Source organism: Algibacter ulvanivorans (assembly GCF_048381495.1).
In the GTDB taxonomy this organism is placed as follows: domain Bacteria; phylum Bacteroidota; class Bacteroidia; order Flavobacteriales; family Flavobacteriaceae; genus Algibacter_B; species Algibacter_B ulvanivorans.
This window is the reverse complement of sequence record NZ_JBLWGD010000001.1, coordinates 954,914-979,385: the sequence shown is the minus strand read 5'-3', so window position 1 is coordinate 979,385 and position 24,472 is coordinate 954,914. Positions and strand designations below refer to the sequence as shown.

Sequence of the window (24,472 nt, the reverse complement as noted above, 5' to 3'; positions counted from 1 at the left end):
GAAAAAAAATATATATGAAAAAGTTAAATTTACTATTCATAGGTTTACTATCTATGTCTACAATTTACGCGCAAGATATAAGTGATGCTGTTAGGTTTTCGCAAAGCGAAATTCAAGGTACAGCGCGTTACAGAGCATTAAGTGGAGCTTTTGGCGCCTTAGGTGGCGATATGAGTGCCGTAAGTGCAAACCCTGCAGGATCAGCTGTTTTTAGCAGAAGCCATGCATCTTTTACAGGCTCAAATGTAGATTTAGAAAACACTACAAACTATTTTAATGGAACAACAAACACAAACACATCAAACTTCGACATTAATCAAGGTGGTGCCGCTTTTGTGTTTTCAAACAGAAATAACGATTCGCCTTGGAGAAAATTCACATTAGGCATTGCTTACGATAGAACCAACAATTATAACGATGTTTGGAATGCCGTTGGCACAAACACCAACAACCAATCTATCGATCTTTACTTCTTAAACTACGCCAATGGTGTAAGATTAGGCGATATCTCTCTATTAGATGGCGAGTTTATTGAAGATGCTTATGCCGATATAGGAAACGTATTTGGCTTTGGGCACCAACAAGCCTTTTTAGGCTATCAAGCTTTTGTTCTAGAACCAGATGCTGATGATGACGAAAACACCACCTATTTTTCTAATTTAGTAGATGGTACTTTTGATCATGACTACCTGTATGCAAGCACAGGGTATAATGGAAAAATATCATTTAACCTAGCCGCCCAATACAATGACAACTTATATATAGGTATTAATTTAAATTCACATTTTATAGATTACCAACGCACCACATCATTACAAGAAGATAATGACAATGGAGGCAATATAAGCTTTATTGATTTCGACAACAACCTATCTACTACAGGAAACGGTTTTTCTTTTCAACTAGGAGGAATCATGAAACTATCATCAGAATTTAGAGTTGGACTAACTTACGATTCTCCAACATGGTACACCATAGAAGAAGAAACCACACAATATATTAATTCTAACCAAGCAGACTCAGACATATCTTTTATTAGCGATGTCGTTAACATTTACCCAAGGTATAAACTACAAACGCCAGCAAAAATTACAGGAAGTTTAGCCTACGTTTTTGCTAAACAAGGCCTAATTAGTTTTGATTATTCTAAAAAAAATTATGGCAACACTAAGTTCACCCCAGAATCTGATTATACCAATGTAAATGCCGGAATTAACGATGTTTTAACAGATGCATCAACTTACCGTTTTGGTGCAGAATATAAGCACGAGCAATTTAGTTTTAGAGGCGGCTACCGTTTTGAAGAAAGCCCATACCAAGACGGCATAACCGTTGGAGATTTAACTGGTTTCTCGTTAGGGCTTGGCTATAATTTTGGAAACACAAAACTAGATGTTACTTACGACAAATGGGAACGCACAGACCAAACACCACTATACAACGTTGGCTTAATTGATACCGCAACTATAAATAAAGAAAACTCTAACATAACACTATCATTAAGTTTTAATATTTAGTTTTAAGCTTGTACAAATATTTAAAAGCTTGAATTAAAAATTCAAGCTTTTTTTTCATGTAATTTCTACCCCGTTTTAAAGACTAAAAACAGATTATTAATTATTTGCAAACAAAAAGCCTAACAAAAAGTGAAATGCTTATCTTTGCAAACTAAATTTATGACTTATTAATCATGGCTTTTGATAGTAATATAGAAGATTTTGATGCATTAGGAGACGAGCATATTGGTACATCTGAAAACACACCAATGCGACATGATGCCTTTAAATTAAACAATGAAGAAAAAATAGACATCATAAAAGACGATGTACGCCATATAATGGAAACCCTTGGTCTAGATTTAACAGACGATAGCTTGAAAGGCACGCCAAACCGTGTTGCAAAAATGTTTGTTAATGAAATTTTTGGAGGCCTAAACCCCGACAAGAAACCAAGCGCTTCTACCTTCGACAACAAATACAAATATGGCGAAATGCTTGTCGAAAAAAACATAACAGTATACTCAACTTGCGAACACCACTTATTACCTATAGTTGGTCGTGCACATATAGCATACATCTCAAACGGAACCGTAGTTGGTTTATCTAAAATGAATCGTATTGTAGATTATTTTGCTAAGCGCCCTCAAGTACAAGAGCGTTTAACTATTCAAGTTGTTAGAGAACTTCAAGACGTTTTAGGCACTAAAGATGTTGCTTGCGTAATTGATGCCAAACACCTTTGCGTAAACTCTAGAGGTATTCGAGATATTGAAAGTAGCACGGTTACCTCAGAATTTGGTGGTAAATTTAAAGATATGGCCACTCGCCGCGAATTTCTTGACTACATTAAATTAGATACAACGTTTTAATAATCTAATCCCAAATTAACAACTTAGCAATCCGTCTAAAATGCAATTATATCAATCAAATCAAATTAAAATATATAATTCTCTTACAGGAAAAAAAGAACTTTTTAAACCCATAAACGAAGGCCATATTGGCATGTATGTTTGCGGCCCAACAGTATACAGTAATGTGCACTTAGGAAATGTAAGAACCTTTATGTCTTTTGATATGATTTTTAGATATTTAAAGCATTTAGGCTACAAAGTTAGGTATGTTAGAAATATAACCGATGCTGGACATTTAGAAAATGATGCCGATGCTGGAGAAGACAAAATAACTAAAAAAGCGCGTTTAGAACAAATTGAACCAATGGAAGTGGTTCAACGCTATACTGTAGATTTTCACAATGTGTTAAGAACCTTCAATTTTTTACCACCAAGCATCGAGCCTACTGCAACCGGACATATTATAGAACAAATAGAATTAATTAATAAAATTATTAAAAACGGATTTGCTTATGTAGTGAATGGCTCGGTTTATTTTGACGTACATAAATATGACGAATCGAATGAATATGGAGTTTTAAGCAAGCGTAAACTTGAAGATTTAATTCATAATACAAGAACCTTAGACGGGCAAAGCGATAAAAAAAACCCGCAAGATTTTGCGCTTTGGAAAAAAGCAGAACCGCAACACATAATGCGTTGGCCTTCGCCCTGGAGCGATGGTTTTCCGGGTTGGCACCTAGAATGTACAGCCATGAGCACCAAATACCTAGGAGAACAATTTGATATACACGGAGGTGGTATGGATTTAAAATTTCCGCATCACGAGTGTGAAATTGCTCAAAACGAAGCTGCAATTGGTGTTAGCCCTGTAAATTACTGGATGCATGCCAACATGTTAGAACTTAACGGGCAACGCATGTCTAAAAGCACAGGAAACACAGTAAATCCAGACGAGTTACTATCTGGAAATAACAAGTTTTTCAGTAAAGCATATAGCCCAAGTGTTATTCGATTTTTTAACGCACAATCATCATACAGAAGCATACTAGATTTAACCGATGATGGTTTACTTGCTAGCGAAAAAGGATTTTATAGATTAATGGACGCTGTTAATCTTTTAAATGATTTAAAAACTTCAGCAACATCATCAATTAACATACAGGCATGGAAACAGAAATGTTACGATGCTATGAATGACGATTTTAACTCACCAATTTTAATTGCGCATTTATTTGAAGCCGCCAAATATATTAACCAAATAAAAGAAGGCGTAGAAACACTAACTTCCAACGATTTAAACCTTTTAAAAAGCACCATAAATAACTTTGTTTATGATGTATTGGGGTTAGAAAACACAGCAAAAGCAGATTCTGGAACCGATAAACTCTCTGGCGCTGTAGATGTTTTAATTAGATTAAGGCAAGAAGCTAGAGCAAATAAAGATTTTGCTTTATCTGACAAAATACGTGACGAACTAGCAGAAGTTGGCATTCAACTAAAAGACGGTAAGGACGGCACAACGTTTTCAACAAATTAGTTTTTCTAATTTACAAATAAAACCATTGCTAATAGTTTCGTTTTTTTAATTAACTTAAAAGTACACCTTATATGCTAAAAAAACTACTAATAGCACCTTTTCTGTTTTTAATAAAACTTTACCAAACTTTAATTTCGCCATTAACACCTGCTACTTGCAGATACACGCCAACATGCTCGCACTACAGCAAAGAAGCCTTACAAAAATACGGGTTATTAAAAGGTGGTTGGTTAGCTATAAAACGAATTTTTAGCTGCCATCCTTGGGGCAAAAGCGGACACGACCCCGTACCTTAAGGTATATATTACTAAAAAAGTTAAACATTAAACTTGTTATTTAATTCCTCAACTATCATTTCTATTTTCTTATTCTTCTCCTCTAACTCTAAATACACAGCTGGTTTTTGCCTAACGTCGCAATCTTTAACTGTACATCTTTCGCAGGTAACACCAACACTTTGAGTTTGTATTTTAGGGTCTGCTAAAAAGTTTATCTTACGTTGCAATTGTTTATTTATTAACAACCCTACCGATATACTCCTGTAATAATTAGCCTTAAAAGGATCTTTAGTTGCAGACGAAAACACTAAATATTTCATACCATCATCATCGTAATTAGAAATCTGAACATCAAACTCGTGCGTATTTTCATTTTCACTAATATCTTTCAACATTTTTAAAGACACCCAACGCCTACAGTAATGCTCATCATTTTCGTTAGCATGAGGAGAGTGATGGTGCGACAAATGCAACTCCTTTTTCAAATAAAACTTATTACTTTTTGCTTCGTGTGTAAACCTAAGAAAAAATAAATTTTGAATATTAAACTCCTTTGGCAAAATATTAGTTAACCTTTGATAAAAAGACTCTGGAGAAGCATTAAAATAATCTATAGCTCTTAAAAACAAACTCTTATCAAAAATATCTTTTTCAAATATTTCAGTTAATTGAACTTTAACCTTATCGCTAGGCAATATTAAAGCGCCAGCAAAATATGAGGCATAAAAATTATTTAATACCTGATCAAAAGTTTTAAACTTTATCCAAGGAAAAGTATATAAACGCTCTTTAATATCTAAAAAATTATAAGCCAATTCTTTAGCATAAATAAAAGTACGTTGTGCCTCATCAATAGCATTAGACAATAAAAGTGTTTTTGTTTTTGGAACAAATACAGACCTTAAATTACCTAAAGCTTCAAACTTATTAAGTTCATTATCTTCAATTATATATCCATACTCTTCAACTAAAATTTCTTTCAAATCGTTTGATGTTATGGGTAAATTTAAATTTACCTGATAGGCTTTTGCGAATTTTAAAACACCATCTTCTAAATCTTCAAAATAATTATTATTTGCCTCTTGAAAAGACCGTACAGATGCCAAAAAAAAACTTTCTCTACTAAAATTATAATTCTGTGCTATTTCTATAACCGTACTAATAAATGCATTTACTTTTGCTGGCGCATTAGATACAATGTTTATTAAATCGCTTTCTTTTATACCAAAAAGGTTTAACGGAATCTCTTTAAGAATTTTAGATTGAAGCAATTCGCCAATTGGAGCTAAATTTTTATCTAATTTTAAAGAGACCATATGGTCGTAAGGCACATCTAATTTTTCAGACAATATTGCTATTTTATCTGTTTTTGGATATTTTTTTCCGTTTTCTATTTCGTTTAAATAAGATTTAGATAAGCCAGATAATTTAGACAACCCAAACAGCGATAAATTCTTGTCTGTCCTTATCTGCTTTAGCTTTAAACCAAAAATCAATTTTATATAATCTTCTTCCATAAAGCAAATATAATACTTTTTGCGAACATTCAATTTTGGCGAAAATTAATTTTTTGCGAACGTTCGCTTGTTTATTTCAAAACTTTGTTTTAATATTGCCTTATAAAATTATAAGTATTATGGAAACCACACTTTTAAAACAATCGAAAATTAACTTTTCAAAAGAGGTTAATAATTACTATCCAGAAATTTTAACTAACGAAGCATTAGATTTCATTTCTATCCTTCATGAAAAATTTAATTCTGAAAGAGTGCAACTGTTAGAAAACAGAAAAGCTCAACAAAAAGTTTTTGATAACGGTAAGTTTCCAGAATTTCCAATCGAAACTAAAGAGATTAGAAATAGTAATTGGCAAGCTGGAAACATTCCGCACGATTTACAAGACAGACGCGTAGAAATAACTGGGCCTGTAGACAGAAAAATGATAATCAATGCCTTAAATTCTGGAGCCAAAACATTTATGGCAGATTTAGAAGACAGTAATTCTCCTACCTGGAGAAACACAATTGAAGGACAGCAAAATTTAATTGATGCCAACAACAAAACCATATCTTTAATTGATAATAAACGCAACAAATCGTATAAATTAAAAGAAAACACAGCTGTATTAATTGTAAGACCAAGAGGCCTACATTTAAACGAAAGACACATTGTTATTAATAACGAAATGGCATCAGGAAGCTTAGTAGACTTCGGTTTATATGTATTTCATAATACAAAAACAATGCTAAAAAATGGTACAGCACCTTATTTCTACTTACCTAAATTAGAACACTATTTAGAAGCAAGGTGGTGGAATAAAGTTTTTGAGTTTGCACAACAATACTTAAAAATACCAAACGGCACTTTTAAAGCTACCGTTTTGGTTGAAACTATAACAGCTAGTTTTCAATTAGACGAAATAATTTTTGAACTTAAAAACCATATAGTAGGCTTAAACTGTGGACGTTGGGATTATATTTTTTCATATATCAAAAAATTTAGAAACCACAATAATTTTGTAGTTCCTAACAGAGATCAAGTAACCATGACAACCCCGTTTATGGATGCTTACTCTAAACTTGTAATACAACGTTGCCACAAAAGAGGCATTCTAGCTATTGGCGGAATGGCAGCACAAATACCAATAAAAAACGACGAGTATGCCAACATACTTGCCCTAGAAAAAGTACGCAAAGATAAAGAACGTGAAGTTAAAAATGGCCATGATGGCACATGGGTAGCACACCCAGCTTTAGTAGAAGTAGCCATGAATGAGTTTAACAAACACATGCCAACACCAAACCAAATGCATGTTACCAGAGATGATGTTAATATTACAGAGCAAGATTTAGTTGAAATACCAACAGGCACAGTAACAGAACAAGGTGTTAGAAAAAATATTAATGTTGGTATTCTTTACACCGAAGCTTGGCTACGTGGTTATGGTGCTGTTGCCCTATACAACCTTATGGAAGATGCAGCAACAGCCGAAATATCAAGAACGCAAGTCTGGCAATGGCTAAAAAACGAAGTTAAACTTGAAGATGGCAGCAACTTTACAAAAACACTTTTTGAAAGTATTTTTAATGACGAAATTGAAAAAATTATTACTGAAGTTGGGCAAGATAAAATTGAAAACACCAAATTTAAGCTAGCTATAAATCTATTTAAAAAACTAGTAACCGCTGATGAATTTGAAGAATTTTTAACACTTCCAGCTTATCAATTTATATAAAAAAAATGTCTCGCAACTACTGCAATAGATTGCGAGACTAAATTATCAAAACCTTGAAAAATTTTAACAATTAAAAACAAAATTATGAAAAATTTAGCACAAAGCAATTACAGTTCTGCTCTACAAACTGTAAGAGATCTAAAAGCAAAATATGGCAATACTTGGAATGCAATAAACCCTGAAAATGCAGCTAAAATGGTAACTCAAAATCGTTTTAAAACGGGCTTAGATATTGCTAAATATACTGCAACCATAATGAGAAAAGATATGGCAGAATACGATGCCAACGCATCAAACTACACACAATCGCTAGGCTGCTGGCACGGTTTTGTGGCTCAACAAAAAATGATTGCTGTAAAAAAACACCATAAAACTACAAATAAAAGATACCTATACCTATCTGGATGGATGGTTGCCGCATTACGCTCTGAGTTTGGACCACTACCAGACCAATCTATGCATGAAAAAACAGCAGTTCCTGCTTTAATAAGCGAAATTTATGATTTTTTACGTCAAGCTGATGCTATTGAGTTGAATGATTTATTTAAAAAACTGGAAAACGGCGAAGATGTACAAGAGCAAATCGATAATTTCGAAACACATATAGTTCCTATTATTGCAGATATTGATGCGGGCTTTGGTAATGAAGAAGCTACTTATTTACTTACTAAAAAAATGATTGAAGCTGGCGCATGTGCCATTCAAATAGAAAATCAAGTTTCAGACGCTAAACAATGTGGGCATCAAGACGGAAAAGTAACCGTTCCGCATGAAGATTTCATAGCTAAATTAAATGCTATTAGATATGCTTTTCTTGAATTAGGTGTAGATGATGGTATAATAGTAGCTAGAACAGACTCTGAAGGTGCCGGATTAACACAAAAACTACCTGTTAGTAAAAACCCAGGAGATTTAGCATCAAAATATCTAGCATTTATTGATGCAGAAGAAATTGATGTTAACAATGCGAAAGAAGACGATGTTCTTCTAAAAAGAGATGGTAAGCTTGTACGACCAGTACGATTAGCAAATGGGTTATATAAATTTAAAGAAGGCTCTAACATAGACCGTGTGGTGCTAGACTGCATAACTAGTTTACAAAATGGTGCCGATTTATTATGGATAGAAACCCCAACACCTAATATTAAACAAATTGCACACATGGTAAACAGAGTTAAAGAAGTTGTACCCAACGCAAAATTAGTTTATAATAATTCGCCATCTTTTAACTGGACTTTAAATTTCCGTAATCAAGCTTACGATGATATGCTACTAGAAGGAGAAAACATGACTGCTTACGACAGAAATAATTTAATGGATGCAAGGTACGACAACTCAGAATTAAGCTATCGTGCCGACCAAAAAATTAAAACATTTCAAAAAGATGGCGCAACACAAGCTGGTATTTTTCATCATCTAATCACATTGCCAACATATCATACTACAGCGTTACATATGAATGATTTAACCGAAGGGTACTTCGGAAACGAAGGTATGCTTGCTTATGTAAAAGGTGTACAAAGGCAAGAAATAAGAAAAGGGGTATCTTGTGTAAAACACCAACGCATGGCAGGATCAGACCTAGGCGATGCTCACAAAACTTATTTTGCAGGCGAAAACGCTTTAAAAGCTGGTGGAGAAAAAAATACAAGTAATCAATTTGAAACCAAAGAAACCATAGTTGTTGAAACTAGAGAACTTGTACTCGATAAATAATTTTTAATTTGTTAATTAAGAAAGGCAACATATAGCATGTTGCCTTTTTTTAATATTCAAACACAAACTAAGTTAATAAAACTAAACAATAACTTAAATGCTAACTAAATAATTGTAATTTAATGGTCTAAACTTAAACCCATGAAATTTCGATATTTACATTTAGTAACCATTTCAATTACACTACTCTTCTTTTTTAATTGCTCAAATCCTAAAAAAGAATACGCAACAACACTTATTTACGGAGGCACTATTTACACCGTAGATTCCATTACTCCTAATGCCGAAGCTGTTGCTATAAAAAACAACATCATTATTTTTGCTGGGAATCTTGCCGAAGCAGAAACATTTAAAAATGAACAAACAAAACTTATTAATTTAAAAGGCAAAACCATGACACCGGGCTTAATAGAAGGTCATGGACATTTTATGGGTTTAGGTTACAACGAATTAAACCTAAATTTAATAAACACAACAAGCTACCAAGATATTATTGATGCCGTTGCAGAGCGCGTAAAAAAAGCAGAACCTGGCGAATGGATAATTGGCAGAGGTTGGCACCAAAGCAAATGGGATTCTCTACCCACAGAAATGGTAAAAGGTTTCCAAACACACAATAGGCTTAGTGAGGTATCGCCTAACAACCCTGTATACCTAAGCCATGCTAGTGGACATGCTGGCTTTGCAAACTCTAAAGCTATGGAAGTTGCTGGCTTACAGGTTTTAGCCAAAGAAGGCATTAAAAATTTTAAAATAGAAGGCGGCGAAGTTATTCTAGATGAATTTGGTAGACCTACTGGTATTTTTAACGAACGTGCGCAATCATTAATTAGCCGGCATATTCCAGAAAAAACTCAAGAAACCGATATTAAAGCTTTTGATTTAGCCGTGCAAGCATGCCACAAAAACGGTATAACAAGTTTTCATGATGCTGGCATACCAAAAGAAACTATAGAACTTTATAAAAGCATGAAGCAAAAGGGAAAAATGCAAACAAGAATTTATGCCATGTTAACCGGTTGGGATAAAGAACTACTTAATAGCTGGTACAAACAAGGCCCAATGATAGACCCTAACCACCTATTTACCATACGATCTGTAAAACTAAATTGCGATGGAGCACTAGGCTCTAGAGGCGCTTGGCTTTTAAAACCCTATGCCGACAGACCAGAACATTTAGGCCACGAAACTCTACCCATGAATTTTGTAAAAGAAACCGCTTTAAATGGTTTAAAACATGGCTTTCAAGTTTGTGCGCATGCTATTGGAGACCGTGCTAATAGAGAAATTCTTGACAGATACGAATATGCATTAAACACATTACCAGAGCTAGCAAAAAACCACAGGTTTAGAATTGAACATGCCCAACATTTACATCCAGACGATATTCCAAGATTCTCGCAACTACAAGTTATCCCAGCCATGCAAGCCATACACCTATCTTCCGATAGACCATGGGCCATTAACCGCTTAGGAGAAAAACGCATAAAAGAAGGCGCTTACATGTGGCAAGCCTTACTAAAAACAGGCATTCCAATTGTTAACGGTACCGATGTACCTGTTGAGCCTATAAACCCTATTGCTAGTTTTTATGCAAGCGTAAGCAGAAAAACGCTTAACAAAACACCAATAAACGGTTACGAACCCGAACAAAAAATGACAAGAGAGCAAGCTTTAAAATCTTATACGTTAGATGCTGCTTTTGGTGCTTTTGAAGAAAATATAAAAGGCTCTATTACTAAAGGCAAACTAGCCGACTTTACAATTTACAATCAAGATTTAATGACTGTAAATGAAGACAACATATTAAACACAGAAATAGTAATGACTATTTTTAACGGCAAAATTGTATACTCAAAACAACTAGATTAATAGATAAAAAACTATCAAAAAAATATAAAAGTATTATTTTAAATGTTTCTTTTTAGAGGCAGTTTGGGTGCTTAATTTATGTTTCACACAAATAATACTTTTTATATTTTTAATGATATCATAATCAAATTTACATAAAAAAATCGATTAATAGCAATTTTTATCGTTAAAACGCATTTTGTTTAGTTGAGTTTTGGGATTTCTTTTAAAACCTCTAAAACAAAATTCCAATATTTTTTAACAGAAGATATTTGAGCTCTCTCGTCTGGTGAGTGGGCTCCTTTAATATTTGGCCCAAAACTAATCATATCCATATTTGGATAATTTTGCCCTAAAATACCGCACTCTAATCCGGCATGGCAAGCAGCTACATGAGGTTTTTCGCCATTTAAATCTTGGTATAACTTTTCCATAACTTTTAAAATAGGCGAATCCATATTTGGTGTCCACCCTGGGTAATCACCAGAAAGTTCCACTTCACAACCTGTTAATTCGAAAGTGGCACGTAGCGTATTAGCCAAATCCATTTTAGAACTCTCTACAGAAGATCGTGTTAAGCAACCTATTTTAATATGCCCATCTTTAACAATTACCCTTGCTATATTGTTTGATGTTTCTACAAGCTCTGGAATATCGGCACTCATTCTATACACACCATTTAGTGCTGCATACAAGGCTCTGGTTAACCCTTCTTGCACGCCTAAATCCATAATTTTGTTTGGTGTATCGATTTTAGAAACACTAATATCTAAATCGGGCTCCATAGTTTTTAATTCCTTTTTTATGGTTGTAGACAATAATGCTACTTCTAGCAAAAAGGCATCTTCATGAATGGCATCTATAGCCACAATAGCATTACTTTCTCTAGGAATTGCGTTACGTAAACTTCCGCCATCAATTTCAGAAATTCGCAATCCAAAATTCTCAAAACCATCAAACAAAATACGGTTCATAATTTTATTAGCATTTCCTAAACCTTCGTGAATTTGCATTCCTGAATGTCCGCCTTGTAATCCTTTTACAGAAATTTTATAGCCTATTTTAAATTCTGGTGTATCTTCTTCAATGTAAGTTCTTTTTGCTGTTACATCGATTCCGCCTGCACAACCTACACCTATTTCATTATCTTCTTCGGTATCTAAATTCAATAATATACCGCCAGAAAGCAACCCTCCTTTTAACCCCATAGCTCCAGTCATTCCGGTTTCCTCATCTATAGTAAATAAGGCTTCTATAGCTGGGTGTGGTATGTCTGTACTTTCTAAAATAGCCATTATGGTTGCAACGCCTAAACCATTATCGGCTCCTAGTGTTGTTCCCTTTGCTTTTACCCAATCGCCTTCAATAAACATGTCTATGCCTTGAGTATTAAAATCGAAAACAGTATCGCCATTTTTTTGATGTACCATATCTAAATGCGATTGCATAACTACGGTTGTTCTATTTTCCATACCTGCGGTTGCTGGCTTTTTAATAATAACATTGCCTACCTCGTCTTCGATGGTTTCTAAACCAAGGTTTTCTCCAAATTTTTTCATAAAAGCTATAACACGTTCTTCTTTTTTTGATGGTCGTGGCACGGCATTTAAATCGGCAAATTTATTCCAAAGTGCTTGTGGTTGTAGTTGTCTTATTTCTGAGTTCATAATGTCTTTTTAGATTTTGCAAAGGTAGTAAAAAGGCACAGAATTTGGCTGCTACTCCTGATTGAAGTGGCATCCTTTTTTGAGGCACGATAAAAAGATATAACGGAAAGCAGGAAGAAACCTTTATTGATATAGAACTGCAATAGGGTTCAAATTTTTATTACTTTTGAAAGATGCTGAATAAGAATAAAATAATTGTGGCTTTATCGATAGTTCCGCAATTTTTAATAGTTAAGTTACTTGGTTTTTACCCAGAATTTGTAGAGTTATATTATAGCAATGGATTGTACCCGTTAATTTCTAAAATGTCTAGATTTTTATTGGGTTGGTTGCCGTTTTCGTTTGGCGATTTGGTTTATACTTTTGCTGGTATTTTAATAATTAAATGGGTTTACAAAAACCGTAAACGGTTGCGAAAAGACACCAAAAACTGGTTAATTGATGTGTTTGCGGCTGGCGCTATTATTTATGGCGCGTTTCATTTATTTTGGGGATTAAATTATTATAGACTACCGCTACATAAAAATTTAAATTTAGAGCATGATTACACAACAGAGCAGTTGGTTAACGTTACAAAAAAACTTATTAAAGCATCGAACACATTACATTTTGAAATTACTAAAAATGATACTGTAAAAGTTGATATTCCGTTTCGCAAAAGTGACATTTTTAAAATGGTTCCGGCTGGTTACGATAAGCTAAAAAATAAATTTCCGCATTTAGAGTATACTCCAAAAAGTTTAAAAAAATCGGTTTACAGCTATCCTTTAACCTATATGGGGTTTAGTGGTTATTTAAACCCATTAACTAACGAAGCGCAGGTTGATGGACTTATTCCTAGTTACAAATTCCCTACAACGTCTGCACATGAAATTGCACACCAATTAGGTTATGCTGCCGAAAACGAGGCTAATTTTATTGGGTTTTTAGCCACAATAAACCATGATAACATTTATTTTAAATATACAGGAAACACTTTTGCTTTACGCTTTTGTTTAAATGAAATTTACAGACGCGATGAGGCGATTTACGAATCTGTTATAGAAACTGTTAACACAGGTATTTTAAAAAACTACAAAGAGGTTCGGGAGTTTTGGGAAGCGCACCAAAACCCTATTGAACCATTATTTAAATCTTTTTACGGAAACTTTTTAAAGGCCAACAACCAAAGTAAAGGCATGCAAAGTTATAATTATGTAGTTGCACTTATTGTAAATTATTTGGAAACTAACAACACCCCGCTTTAGTGTTAAAAAAAACTTAATTTAATCTCTTTGAATTCTTAATTTCTATATTTAACGAGATAACTTTTAACGAACACTAATAATGATTAAAAAGCAATTTTTATTCCTCATGCTTTTGTGCGGCATATTTTCTGAAGCACAAGAATATTTTCCTAAAAATGATGGCGTTATAACAAAAAACACCAATTACACAGCATTTACAAACGCTAAAATATTTGTAACGCCTAATCAAATTATTGAAAATGGCACATTACTAATTAAAGATGGTAAAATTATAGCTTCTGGAAACTCGGTTAACATTCCAGAAAACGCAGTAATTTTTAATGTTTCTGGAAAAAGCATTTACCCTTCTTTTATAGATATATATTCCAGCTTTGGTATTGAAAAGCCAAAACGAAAAACAAGCAGTTCTAATAATCCGCAATATGATGCAAGCAGAACTGGATATTATTGGAACGACCATGTAATGCCCGAAAACAAAGCTATTAATAGTTTTAATTACGATTCTAAACTAGCTTCAGATTTATTAAAAGCTGGTTTTGGTGTTGTAAATACTCATATTCAAGACGGTATTGTAAGAGGTAGCGGTATGCTTGTTGCTTTAAATAAACACGATGGTAACGCAACCAGAGTTTTAGATGAAAATTCGGCTCAGTATCTATCCCTTTCAAAAAGCGTAACTTCAAGGCAATCTTACCCAAGCTCAATAATGGGGAGCATGGCTTTACTACGCCAATTATATTTAGATGCAGATTGGTATGTTAAAGGCCAAGTTAAAACCAAAGACTTATCCATAGAAGCTCTAAATAAAAATAAACATTTAGTACAAATTTTTGATGCTGGAAACAGAGCAAATGTTTTAAGAGCAGATAAAGTTGGAGATGCGCATGGCATACAATATGTTATTCTTGGAGGCGGCGACGAGTACGAACGTATTAAAAGCATTAAAGCTACAAATGCGTCTCTAATTATTCCTATAAATTTCCCTAAAGCTTATGATGTTGAAAACACCTTTTTAACTTCAAATTTATCTCTAGCAGATATGCGAGCTTGGAATCAAAAACCATCTAACCCAAAAATTCTTGCCGATAACCATATAAACTTTGCTTTAACTACACATAATTTAAAATCGGTAAAAGATTTTAAATCTAATCTTCAAAAAGCCATTAAAAATGGGCTTTCTACAGAAAAAGCCTTAGAAGCCTTAACCACTATCCCCGCTAAAATATTAGGCAAACAAAACATAATTGGCTCGTTAAAAAATGGTAGTCTGGCTAACTTTTTAATTACTTCTGGCGATATTTTTGATAAAAAAACCACGTTGTTTGAAAATTGGGTACAAGGCCACCAAACAATAATCGAGAATATGAATACTAAAGATATAACTGGAAATTACGAGTTTTTACTTTCTGGTAATTCTTATTCTATGGATATTAGCAAAAAATCAAACAAGCTTAAATCAAAAATTACTTCTAACGAAAAATTACGAGGCTCGACTATATCTTATCATGCCAATTGGGTAAATATTAGCTTCACAACCGCCGACTCTACAAAACAAAATTTTATTAGAGTGGTTGCTCGTGTTGATGAAAATAAAAACTTAAACGGTAAAGCCATTTTACTTAATGGGAATGAAGTACCTTTTAGCGCCAAAGCAATAACTAACAAAAAACCATTAGATACCAAAAACGACGATAAAGGTAAAGATGAAGAATTAAACAATGTTTTCCCTATAACATTTCCAAACAATGCTTATGGTTTTAAAGAATTACCTCAAGCAGAAACCATACTTTTTAAAAACGCTACCGTTTGGACCAATGAAAAGGAAGGCATATTAAAACATACCGATGTATTAATTAAAGACGGAAAAATAGCCAAAATTGGTAAAAACTTAACTGCTAAAAACGCTAAAATTATAAATGCATTAGGCAAACACTTAACGTCTGGTATTATAGACGAGCACTCGCATATTGCAGCACTTTCGGTTAATGAAGGCGGACAAAATTCTTCCGCAGAAGTATCTATTGAAGATGTTATTGATGAAACCGACATTAATATTTACAGAAATCTAGCTGGCGGCGTTACTTCTATACAAATCCTACACGGTTCTGCCAATCCAATTGGAGGGCGTTCTGCAATTATAAAGTTAAAATGGGGTGAAACGGCAAATCATTTAATTTACAAAAACAGCCCTAAATTTATAAAATTTGCTTTAGGTGAAAACGTAAAACAAACCCGTTATAGAACAAACCTTCGTTTTCCACAATCGCGTATGGGTGTAGAACAAGTTTATATAGATTACTTTACTAGAGCAAAAGCTTACCATACATTAAAGCAAAGTGGCAAACCATATAGAAAAGATATAGAGCTTGAAGTGCTCGCCGAAATATTAAACAAAGAGCGCTTTATTTCTTGTCATTCTTATGTACAAAGCGAAATTAACATGCTAATGAAAGTTGCCGAAAAATTCGATTTTAACATTAACACTTTCACACACATTCTTGAAGGATACAAAGTTGCCGATAAAATGAAAAACCATGGTGTTGGAGGCTCTACTTTTAGCGATTGGTGGGCTTATAAATACGAAGTAAACGATGCTATTCCGTACAATGCAGCCATTATGCACAATGCGGGAGTAACCGTAGCCATTAATAGTGATGATGCCGAAATGTCTCGCAGACTAAATCAAGAAGCTGCAAAATCGATAAAGTATGGCGGTGTTAGCGAAGAAGACGCGTGGAAATTTGTAACCCTTAATCCTGCAAAACTATTACATATAGACGATCGTGTAGGAAGTATTAAAGTTGGTAAAGATGCCGATGTCGTTTTATGGTCCAACAACCCCTTATCAATTTACGCAAAAGCCGAAAAAACAATTATTGAAGGCGCTACCTATTTTGATATAGAACAAGACAAAATAAAGCGTAAAAATATAAAAGAAGAAAAAAGTGCACTTATTAATATGATGTTGCAAGCAAAAAACAAAGGCTTAAAAACGCAACCCATAAAAAAGAAAATTAAAGAAGATTTACATTGCGACACCATGGATAACGAACACCAACATTAAAAATTTAAACAATGAAAACATTAAAATTAATATTATTACCAGTATTTATGTTGTGTGTATTCGTAATAAATGCGCAGCAAACACCCGCCAATAAACAAACAAAAGATTTTGCTATTATAGGAGCAACAGCACATATTGGCAACGGAAACGTTATTGAAGAAAGCTTAATTATAGTTAAAAAAGGAAAAATAGAAACCGTAGCAAACTTAAACGTTGCAAAAGTAAACTTAAACGACATGCATGTTATAAACGCAAATGGCAAACATGTTTACCCCGGATTTATAATTCCAAACACGACATTAGGCTTAGTTGAAATTGATGCTGTAAAAGCAACAGATGATGATTCTGAATTAGGGCTAATGAACCCGCATATAAGAAGCTTAATTGCTTATAATGCCGAATCAAAAATTGTAGAATCTATGCGTCCAAACGGTGTACTTATTGGGCAAATTACTCCACGTGGTGGTCGTATATCTGGCACCTCTTCTATTGTACAATTTGATGCATGGAACTGGGAAGACGCTGCTATAAAAACAAATGACGGAATTCATTTAACATGGCCAAATAGCTTTACAAGTGGTCGTTGGTGGCTTGGCGAAGACCCAGGGCTTAAACCTAACAAAAAATATAATGATCAAGTACTAGAAATAGCTAACTATTTTAAAGAAAGTAAAGCCTATAACTACGGAAATAAACCAACAACCAACCTACCCTTTGAAGCTTTACATGGTATATTTACAGGCACTAAAACGCTATATATAAACGTAAACGACGAAAAAGGCATTACAGATGCCATTAACCTATCTAAACAACACCATATTAAAAATATGGTAATTGTTGGAGGGCAAGAAGCCTATAAAGTAACTCGTTTATTAGCGCAAAATAACATTCCTGTTTTATTACAACGTGTACACTCTAGGCCATCGCATGATGATGATGATTATGACTTACCATTTAAAGCAGCGAAAATTTTAGTAGATAACAATGTACTCGTTGCCTTGCAAGTTGCTGCCGGAGGAAGAATGGAACGTATGAATTCTAGAAACCTACCATTTTATGCAGGCACAACTGTAGCTAATGGATTAACAAAAGAAGAAGCTTTAAAATTAATTACACTAAACCCTGCCAAAATACTAGGCATAAATGCCAACTACGGAAGCCTAACTAAAGGAAAAAGTGCTACGCTATTTATTAGTGAAGGCGATGCTTTAGATATGCGTACCAATATTATTACACATGCCTTTATAGACGGCAGATTGTTAAGTCTTGAAACACACCAAACTAAACTTTGGAAACGATATTCTGAAAAGTATAACAATTAATAAAAAAAAGAGCTTTATAAAATTACAAAGCTCTTTTTTTTATCAAATTATCTTTCTATTCAACTATTGTTGCTCCAGCTGGAGCTTCAAAAATGTCTGCCTCTGGCTTTTCTGTTGAAAGCTTAACGTTAGAAAATACATTTTCGCTATGTACGGTTGTTGGCAAATTATTTTCATATTTATATCTCTCAATCGTTTTTGGAAGTAATAAACCATTAATTTCTTGCCAGTTATTATAACGTCTAAAATGAAGCTCTTTACCTTTTTCTTTAGAGAAAAAAGTTACTGTGTAACCTAACCATTCCATTTTATAAGTTTCTGGATTGTAATACAAAACATACTCATCGTCCGATGATTCACCTATACCATTTTCATAAGAAATTCTAATCCCTGGGTATGTAACACCTTCAAAAACTAAAGGCTTTGCTTCTTCGTAAACAATACCATCGTCTGCCAAAATAAATGGCATGGCATAAAAGTAAAACATAAGATTATAGTAAAATCTTGGATTTCCGCCATAAAGTTTATATTCATCTTCTGTTTTATTTTTTAACCAAACATCTTCTCCATTATAACCAATAGTATGATTTGGCATATCTATCAATGCTTTTCTGTTTTTTAAATTTGTAGTTGTTACCTCGATGCCTTCTGGTTTTTGCATGGTAAACTCTAACATTTTCATGGTATTCCACTTATCTAAACCACCATGCGCTTTAAATACTTTCGAAATGTTTTCTGGATAAAAACTTGTTGTTACATTTAAAGTTTCTTCTTTATAATTAATGTTAGGGTTTGCTTTGTTTTTACAAGCAAAAATTAAAATTGCTAAAGCTAAAAGAATAATTTTTTTCATAAATATTTTTAAAATGATTTTAATCTTTGACGAAGTTAACAGATAATCATTACAATAAAAACAATTACTTTTGCATAACTTTTATGAAAGAAATATTTAGTCCACAAAACGCATTTATAAAACAACTTGCACAGTTAAAAGACAAATCGCGTGAACGAAAAAAAACAGGTACCTTTTTAATTGAAGGTGTTCGCGAAATTTCGCTCGCCATAAAAGGCGGATATAAGCTTGAAACGGTTTTATTTTACCCTGAATTATTTTCGGCAGAGCAATTAAGCAATTTAGGCTCGCAGCCACTTAATATTATTGAAATCTCTAAAGAAGTCTATCAAAAATTAGCCTACAGAGGTACAACTGAAGGTTTATTAGCTGTTGCAAATTCTAAAAAAGACCAATTAAACAATTTAAAATTTAAAAATAAAAACCCTTTAATTTTAATTGCCGAAGCACCAGAGAAACCCGGAAATATTGGAGCACTTTTAAGAACTGCTGATGCCGCTAATATTGATGCCGTGATTATTGCTAACCCAAAAACAGATTTATATAACCCTAATATTATTCGGTCTAGCGTAGGGTGTATATTTACAAATCAAATTGCTACCGGAACTACAAGCGAAATTATTGAATTTCTAAAAGCTAAAAACATAAATATTTATAGTGCTATTTTGCAAGAATCGGTACAATACCACACGCAAGATTACACCCAACCAACAGCCATTGTTGTAGGCACAGAAGCTACTGGATTAAGCGATGAGTGGCGTAAACATGCCACTAAAAATATTATTATACCCATGCAAGGCGAAATTGATTCTATGAACGTATCGGTTGCTGCTGGTATTCTTATTTTTGAAGCTAAAAGACAACGTGATTTTAAATAAACATAATGACAGCTACTACCCTATTTTATATTATTACCGGTATAATTATTATCAATTTTATAGTTGATAAAATTCTTGACGCCTTAAATGCAAAACACTTTAACGATAAGCTACCAAAAGATTTACAAGATGTTTATAACGAAGCCGAATATAAAAAATCGCAAAATTATAAAGCTACAAATTATAAATTTGGACTACTAACCTCAACGTTTTCTATACTACTAACTTTAGGCTTTTTATGGTTTAATGGCTTTCAATTTGTAGACAACATAGCTAGAAGTTATAGCGAAAACCCCATAATTACAGCCCTTATATTTTTTGGTATTATTATGATTGGTAGCGATATTTTAACAACACCTTTTGCGTATTACAGTACTTTTGTAATTGAAGAAAAATTTGGTTTTAACAAAACAACGCTAAAAACATTTTTCTTAGATAAAATAAAAGGTTGGTTTATGATGGCTATTGTTGGTGGTAGCATTTTAGCTTTAATTATTTGGTTTTACCAAGCCACCGGAAAATATTTTTGGCTATACGCATGGGCATTGGTTGCTGTTTTTACTTTGTTTATGAATATGTTTTACTCTAAACTTATTGTACCACTTTTTAATAAACAAACTCCTTTGGAAGCCGGTACACTACGCGATAAAATTTCGGCCTATGCCAAAACAGTAGGTTTTAAATTGGATAAAATTTTTGTAATTGATGGCTCTAAAAGAAGCACAAAAGCAAATGCTTATTTTTCTGGCTTTGGAAGCGAAAAACGTGTTACACTTTACGATACTTTAATTAATGATTTAAATGACGACGAAATTGTTGCTGTTTTAGCTCATGAAGTTGGACATTACAAAAAGAAACACATTATTTTTAATTTATTTGCATCAATTCTATTAACAGGTTTAACACTTTTTATTTTATCGCTGTTTATATCTAACCCTCTATTATCGGGAGCTTTGGGAGTTAAAACTCCGAGTTTTCATATTGGGTTAATTGCTTTTGGATTACTCTACTCGCCTATTTCTGAGGTTACAGGTTTAATTATGAATATGTTTTCTAGAAAATTTGAATACCAAGCAGATGATTATGCTAAAAATACATATAAAGGCGAACCACTAATAACCTCGCTTAAAAAACTATCGAAAAATAGCCTGAGCAATTTAACCCCACACCCAGCTTATGTGTTTATGCATTATTCGCACCCTACACTTTTGCAACGTATTAAAAATTTAAGAAAATAATACTTAAACAGGTTTACCGTTTACAAACACCTGTTCTATTTGATTATTACCAAACGCATATGGAATAAAACCATAAGACGTTAGTGGTTTAGTTAAAATTAAATTAGCTTGCTTGCCTTTTGTTATTGAGCCTAATTTACTTTCTAAACCCATTGCATAAGCACCATTTATGGTAGCTGCATTTATAGCTTCTTCGGGTGTCATTTTCATTTTTACACAAGCTGCAGACACTACAAAATTCATATTACCAGATGGCGCCGAACCTGGATTATAATCGGTTGCTAATGCTATTGGCAATCCAGCATCAATCATTTTTCTTGCTGGAGTATACGGTATACTTAAAAAATACGAGCATCCTGGTAAAGCTACAGGCATTGTATTGGTATTTTTTAAAGCTTCAATATCTAAATCTCGCATTTCTTCTAAATGGTCTACGGAACGCGCCTTATATTTTACTCCTACTTGCACACCACCAATAGCGGTAAATTGGTTGACATGAATTTTAGGGGTTAACCCATAAACTTCGCCTGCTTTTAAAATTAATTCGGTATCTGCTGCCGAGAAATACCCCGTTTCACAAAAAATATCAATATACTCTGCTAAGTTTTGTTTTGCTACCTCAGGAATAACCTCTTCTATTAATAATTTTAAATACCCAGCTTTATTCCCTTTAAAGCTTTCAGGAACAGCATGCGCGCCTAAAAAGGTAGATCTAATTTCTATTGGATAATTTGCTTTAAGTTTTTTTATTACGCGAAGCATTTTTAATTCGGCTTCTTTTGTTAATCCATACCCCGATTTAATTTCTACAGCGCCTGTACCCAATTGCATAACCTCTTCTAATCGTGTTTTACTTTGCTTATATAAAACATCTTCGGGAGTTTCTTGAAGTTTTTTAGCAGAATTTAAAATTCCGCCACCTCGATTAGCTATTTCTTCATAAGACAATCCATTAATTCTATCTACAAATTCTGCTTCTCGGTTACCAGCATAAACAATATGGGTATGAGAATCGCACCATGAGGGTAAAATCATTTTTCCAGTTGCATCAATAACGTTACCATTTACTTCTGGGCAATCAAGCATTGAACCAAAATCTGAAATTAAGCCATCTTTAACAAGCAAATATGCATTTTTTATAGAAGGAAGCAAATTCATTTCCTTACCAGATACAAAAGAAACAGGAGCTATTCTTACTTGTAAAAGTTCTTTTATATTTTTAAATAAAGTTACCATTAAAATAAATTGTTTAATAAACTGTCTTCAACTAAATTAGGTACTGTTACTTTTAAGTTAGGTGTTCTTTTCATTTCTCGCTTAATAGCAAATATAGCTTCTTTATTTCTAGCCCAACTTCGTCTTGCTATGCCATTATTAACATCGTAAAACAACATATTTTTTAAACGCTCTTCTGCTTTCTTGCTACCGTCTAGTAGTAAGCCAAAACCTCCGTTTATAACTTCGCCCCAGCCAACACCACCTCCATTATGCACAGAAACCCAAGTAGCTCCTCTAAAACTATCGCCTATAACGTTATGAATAGCCATATCGGCTGTAAATTTACTACCATCGTAAATATTAGAAGTTTCTCGGTAAGGCGAATCTGTTCCGCTAACATCATGATGGTCTCTTCCTAAAACAACTGGTCCAATTTTACCTGATGCAATAGCTTTATTAAAAGCTTCTGCTATTTTTGCCCGCCCCTCGGCATCGGCATATAAAATACGAGCTTGAGAACCTACAACCATTTTATTTTGTTTTGCATTTTTAATCCAAGTTATATTGTCTTGCATTTGCAATTTTATTTCTTCTGGAGCCTGTTCCATAATTTCTTGCAAAACATTAGCTGCAATTTTATCTGTACGATCTAAATCTTCCAGTTTTCCAGAAGTACATACCCAACGAAACGGACCAAAACCATAATCGAAACACATGGGACCTAAAATATCTTGAACATAAGACGGGTATTTAAAATCGATACCATTTTTTGTCATTACGTCTGCACCTGCCCTTGATGCTTCTAAAAGAAACGCATTACCGTAATCAAAAAAATATGTGCCTTTTTTAGTATGTTTATTTATAGAATTAGCATGCCTAATTAAAGACTCTTGAACTTTTATTTTAAAAACTTCTGGCGCTTCTCTAATTAGTCTATTTGACTCTTCATACGATATTCCTACAGGGTAATAACCTCCTGTCCAGGGAATATGTAGTGATGTTTGATCTGAGCCAACATGAATAAAAATATTTTCTTCATCAAAACGCTCCCAAACTTCAACTACATTACCTATATAGGCTATAGATACCACTTCATTTTTCTGTTGTGCTTGTTGCACTCTAACAACTAAATCGTTAATACCATCTATCAATACGTCTACCCAACCTTGTTCATACCTCTTTTTAGCTGCTTTTGGGTTTACTTCTGCACAAACGGTTATACATCCAGCTATATTTCCTGCTTTAGGTTGTGCACCACTCATACCTCCCAACCCTGCTGTTAGAAATATTTTTCCTTTAGAATTTTCATTTTTAGGCAGTATTTTTCTAAACGCATTCATTACAGTAATTGTTGTTCCATGAACAATGCCTTGTGGGCCAATATACATAAACGAACCCGCCGTCATTTGCCCATATTGTGTTACACCTAATGCATTAAACCTTTCCCAATGGTCTGGCGACGAATAATTAGGCACCATCATACCATTAGTAACAACAACTCTTGGTGCGTTTTTAGATGATGGAAATAAACCCATAGGATGCCCAGAGTAAATATGTAACGTTTGTTTATCTGTCATGGTGGCCAAATATTGCATAACTACCAAGTATTGAGCCCAATTTTGAAACACAGCTCCATTACCGCCGTAAGTTATTAATTCTTCTGGGTGTTGAGCTACAGCTGGATCGAGATTATTCTGAATCATTAACATAATAGCTGCAGCCTGAGAGGATTTTGATGGATATTCGGCAATTGCTCTTGCATATATTTTATACTCTGGTTTAAATCTATACATATACACTCTACCCAAAGTTTTTAATTCTTGAGCAAACTCGACGGCTAATTCTTCATGCCACTCTTTGGGAAAATATCTTAATGCATTTCTTATTGCTAATTGCTTTTCTTTTTCACTTAAAATATCTTTTCTTTTAGGTGCCCTATTTATATGTTTAGGGTATGCTTTTTTTTCTGGCAAAGCAGAAGGTATACCTTGTAATATCTGTTCTTTAAACGTCAT

Annotated in this window: 17 protein-coding genes; 12 read left to right on the top strand and 5 right to left on the bottom strand. The window is 33.6% G+C overall.

Annotated features, from left to right (window positions below; all coding sequences use genetic code 11):
• Positions 1 to 14: 14 nt before the first annotated feature.
• From ACNG5D_RS04515 to yidD, 4 genes are all read left to right on the top strand, one after another.
• On the top strand, positions 15 to 1,517 hold the full coding sequence (locus tag ACNG5D_RS04515; protein ID WP_418182299.1) for an OmpP1/FadL family transporter: 1,503 nt from the start codon (positions 15 to 17) through the stop codon (positions 1,515 to 1,517).
• 173 nt (positions 1,518 to 1,690) lie between these two features.
• Complete coding sequence (folE, locus tag ACNG5D_RS04510) at positions 1,691 to 2,368, top strand: GTP cyclohydrolase I FolE (protein WP_418182298.1); 678 nt, start codon at positions 1,691 to 1,693, stop codon at positions 2,366 to 2,368.
• Positions 2,369 to 2,408: 40 nt separating this feature from the next.
• Positions 2,409 to 3,890 (top strand): cysteine--tRNA ligase, encoded by a 1,482-nt coding sequence (gene cysS / locus ACNG5D_RS04505; protein ID WP_418182297.1) that lies wholly within the window; start codon positions 2,409 to 2,411, stop codon positions 3,888 to 3,890.
• 71 nt (positions 3,891 to 3,961) lie between these two features.
• A complete protein-coding gene (yidD, locus tag ACNG5D_RS04500) occupies positions 3,962 to 4,186 on the top strand; it encodes a membrane protein insertion efficiency factor YidD (RefSeq protein ID WP_418182296.1) in 225 nt (74 codons plus the stop codon).
• Between the two features lie 20 nt (positions 4,187 to 4,206).
• Here the strand turns inward: yidD and ACNG5D_RS04495 are convergent, their stop codons facing one another.
• Positions 4,207 to 5,685, bottom strand: coding sequence for a helix-turn-helix domain-containing protein (locus ACNG5D_RS04495; protein ID WP_418182295.1), 1,479 nt, complete (start codon positions 5,683 to 5,685; stop codon positions 4,207 to 4,209).
• Positions 5,686 to 5,804: 119 nt separating this feature from the next.
• Here ACNG5D_RS04495 and aceB point away from each other — a divergent pair, with 119 nt between their 5' ends.
• From aceB to ACNG5D_RS04480, 3 genes are all read left to right on the top strand, one after another.
• The gene (aceB, locus tag ACNG5D_RS04490) at positions 5,805 to 7,403 is read left to right on the top strand and encodes a malate synthase A (protein ID WP_418182294.1); all 1,599 of its coding nucleotides are present in this window, start codon (positions 5,805 to 5,807) and stop codon (positions 7,401 to 7,403) included.
• Between the two features lie 84 nt (positions 7,404 to 7,487).
• Positions 7,488 to 9,119: an isocitrate lyase gene (locus ACNG5D_RS04485; RefSeq protein WP_418182293.1), complete on the top strand. Its 1,632-nt coding sequence runs from the start codon at positions 7,488 to 7,490 to the stop codon at positions 9,117 to 9,119.
• A gap of 141 nt (positions 9,120 to 9,260) precedes the next feature.
• Positions 9,261 to 10,991: an amidohydrolase gene (locus ACNG5D_RS04480; RefSeq protein ID WP_418182292.1), complete on the top strand. Its 1,731-nt coding sequence runs from the start codon at positions 9,261 to 9,263 to the stop codon at positions 10,989 to 10,991.
• 182 nt (positions 10,992 to 11,173) lie between these two features.
• Here ACNG5D_RS04480 and ACNG5D_RS04475 read toward each other — a convergent pair whose 3' ends face one another.
• The gene (locus ACNG5D_RS04475) at positions 11,174 to 12,637 is read right to left on the bottom strand and encodes an aminoacyl-histidine dipeptidase (RefSeq protein ID WP_418182291.1); all 1,464 of its coding nucleotides are present in this window, start codon (positions 12,635 to 12,637) and stop codon (positions 11,174 to 11,176) included.
• Between the two features lie 197 nt (positions 12,638 to 12,834).
• Here ACNG5D_RS04475 and ACNG5D_RS04470 point away from each other — a divergent pair, with 197 nt between their 5' ends.
• The 3 genes from ACNG5D_RS04470 to ACNG5D_RS04460 all read left to right on the top strand — a co-directional run bounded on the left by ACNG5D_RS04470 (position 12,835) and on the right by ACNG5D_RS04460 (position 18,270).
• A complete protein-coding gene (locus ACNG5D_RS04470; RefSeq protein ID WP_418182290.1) occupies positions 12,835 to 13,884 on the top strand; it encodes a DUF3810 domain-containing protein in 1,050 nt (349 codons plus the stop codon).
• Positions 13,885 to 13,963: 79 nt separating this feature from the next.
• A complete protein-coding gene (locus ACNG5D_RS04465) occupies positions 13,964 to 16,948 on the top strand; it encodes an amidohydrolase family protein (protein WP_418182289.1) in 2,985 nt (994 codons plus the stop codon).
• An 11-nt stretch (positions 16,949 to 16,959) separates the two neighbouring features.
• Positions 16,960 to 18,270, top strand: a complete 1,311-nt coding sequence (locus tag ACNG5D_RS04460) for an amidohydrolase family protein (RefSeq protein WP_418182288.1) — start codon at positions 16,960 to 16,962, stop codon at positions 18,268 to 18,270.
• 55 nt (positions 18,271 to 18,325) lie between these two features.
• Here the strand turns inward: ACNG5D_RS04460 and ACNG5D_RS04455 are convergent, their stop codons facing one another.
• Positions 18,326 to 19,123 carry a DUF6503 family protein gene (locus tag ACNG5D_RS04455; RefSeq protein WP_418182287.1) on the bottom strand — a complete coding sequence of 266 codons (798 nt, stop codon included), beginning with the start codon at positions 19,121 to 19,123 and terminating at the stop codon, positions 18,326 to 18,328.
• Between the two features lie 83 nt (positions 19,124 to 19,206).
• Between ACNG5D_RS04455 and ACNG5D_RS04450 the strand changes: the two genes are divergently transcribed.
• Together ACNG5D_RS04450 and ACNG5D_RS04445 are read left to right on the top strand one after the other, a co-directional pair.
• A complete protein-coding gene (locus ACNG5D_RS04450) occupies positions 19,207 to 20,001 on the top strand; it encodes a TrmH family RNA methyltransferase (protein ID WP_418182286.1) in 795 nt (264 codons plus the stop codon).
• Between the two features lie 5 nt (positions 20,002 to 20,006).
• Complete coding sequence (locus tag ACNG5D_RS04445) at positions 20,007 to 21,239, top strand: M48 family metallopeptidase (RefSeq protein WP_418182285.1); 1,233 nt, start codon at positions 20,007 to 20,009, stop codon at positions 21,237 to 21,239.
• Between the two features lie 3 nt (positions 21,240 to 21,242).
• On the opposite strand, the gene hutI is transcribed toward ACNG5D_RS04445, so the two are convergent.
• Positions 21,243 to 22,475: an imidazolonepropionase gene (gene hutI, locus ACNG5D_RS04440; RefSeq protein ID WP_418182284.1), complete on the bottom strand. Its 1,233-nt coding sequence runs from the start codon at positions 22,473 to 22,475 to the stop codon at positions 21,243 to 21,245.
• Complete coding sequence (locus tag ACNG5D_RS04435; protein WP_418182283.1) at positions 22,475 to 24,472, bottom strand: urocanate hydratase; 1,998 nt, start codon at positions 24,470 to 24,472, stop codon at positions 22,475 to 22,477. The genes hutI and ACNG5D_RS04435 overlap by 1 nt, the downstream gene beginning before the upstream one ends.

Coding starts and splice junctions, on each gene's coding strand:
- ACNG5D_RS04515 (WP_418182299.1), top strand. CDS start 15: ATGAAAAAGTTAAATTTACTATTCATAGGTTTACTATCTATGTCTACA.
- folE (WP_418182298.1), top strand. CDS start 1,691: ATGGCTTTTGATAGTAATATAGAAGATTTTGATGCATTAGGAGACGAG.
- cysS (WP_418182297.1), top strand. CDS start 2,409: ATGCAATTATATCAATCAAATCAAATTAAAATATATAATTCTCTTACA.
- yidD (WP_418182296.1), top strand. CDS start 3,962: ATGCTAAAAAAACTACTAATAGCACCTTTTCTGTTTTTAATAAAACTT.
- ACNG5D_RS04495 (WP_418182295.1), bottom strand. CDS start 5,685: ATGGAAGAAGATTATATAAAATTGATTTTTGGTTTAAAGCTAAAGCAG.
- aceB (WP_418182294.1), top strand. CDS start 5,805: ATGGAAACCACACTTTTAAAACAATCGAAAATTAACTTTTCAAAAGAG.
- ACNG5D_RS04485 (WP_418182293.1), top strand. CDS start 7,488: ATGAAAAATTTAGCACAAAGCAATTACAGTTCTGCTCTACAAACTGTA.
- ACNG5D_RS04480 (WP_418182292.1), top strand. CDS start 9,261: ATGAAATTTCGATATTTACATTTAGTAACCATTTCAATTACACTACTC.
- ACNG5D_RS04475 (WP_418182291.1), bottom strand. CDS start 12,637: ATGAACTCAGAAATAAGACAACTACAACCACAAGCACTTTGGAATAAA.
- ACNG5D_RS04465 (WP_418182289.1), top strand. CDS start 13,964: ATGATTAAAAAGCAATTTTTATTCCTCATGCTTTTGTGCGGCATATTT.
- ACNG5D_RS04460 (WP_418182288.1), top strand. CDS start 16,960: ATGAAAACATTAAAATTAATATTATTACCAGTATTTATGTTGTGTGTA.
- ACNG5D_RS04455 (WP_418182287.1), bottom strand. CDS start 19,123: ATGAAAAAAATTATTCTTTTAGCTTTAGCAATTTTAATTTTTGCTTGT.
- ACNG5D_RS04450 (WP_418182286.1), top strand. CDS start 19,207: ATGAAAGAAATATTTAGTCCACAAAACGCATTTATAAAACAACTTGCA.
- ACNG5D_RS04445 (WP_418182285.1), top strand. CDS start 20,007: ATGACAGCTACTACCCTATTTTATATTATTACCGGTATAATTATTATC.
- hutI (WP_418182284.1), bottom strand. CDS start 22,475: ATGGTAACTTTATTTAAAAATATAAAAGAACTTTTACAAGTAAGAATA.
- ACNG5D_RS04435 (WP_418182283.1), bottom strand. CDS start 24,472: ATGACGTTTAAAGAACAGATATTACAAGGTATACCTTCTGCTTTGCCA.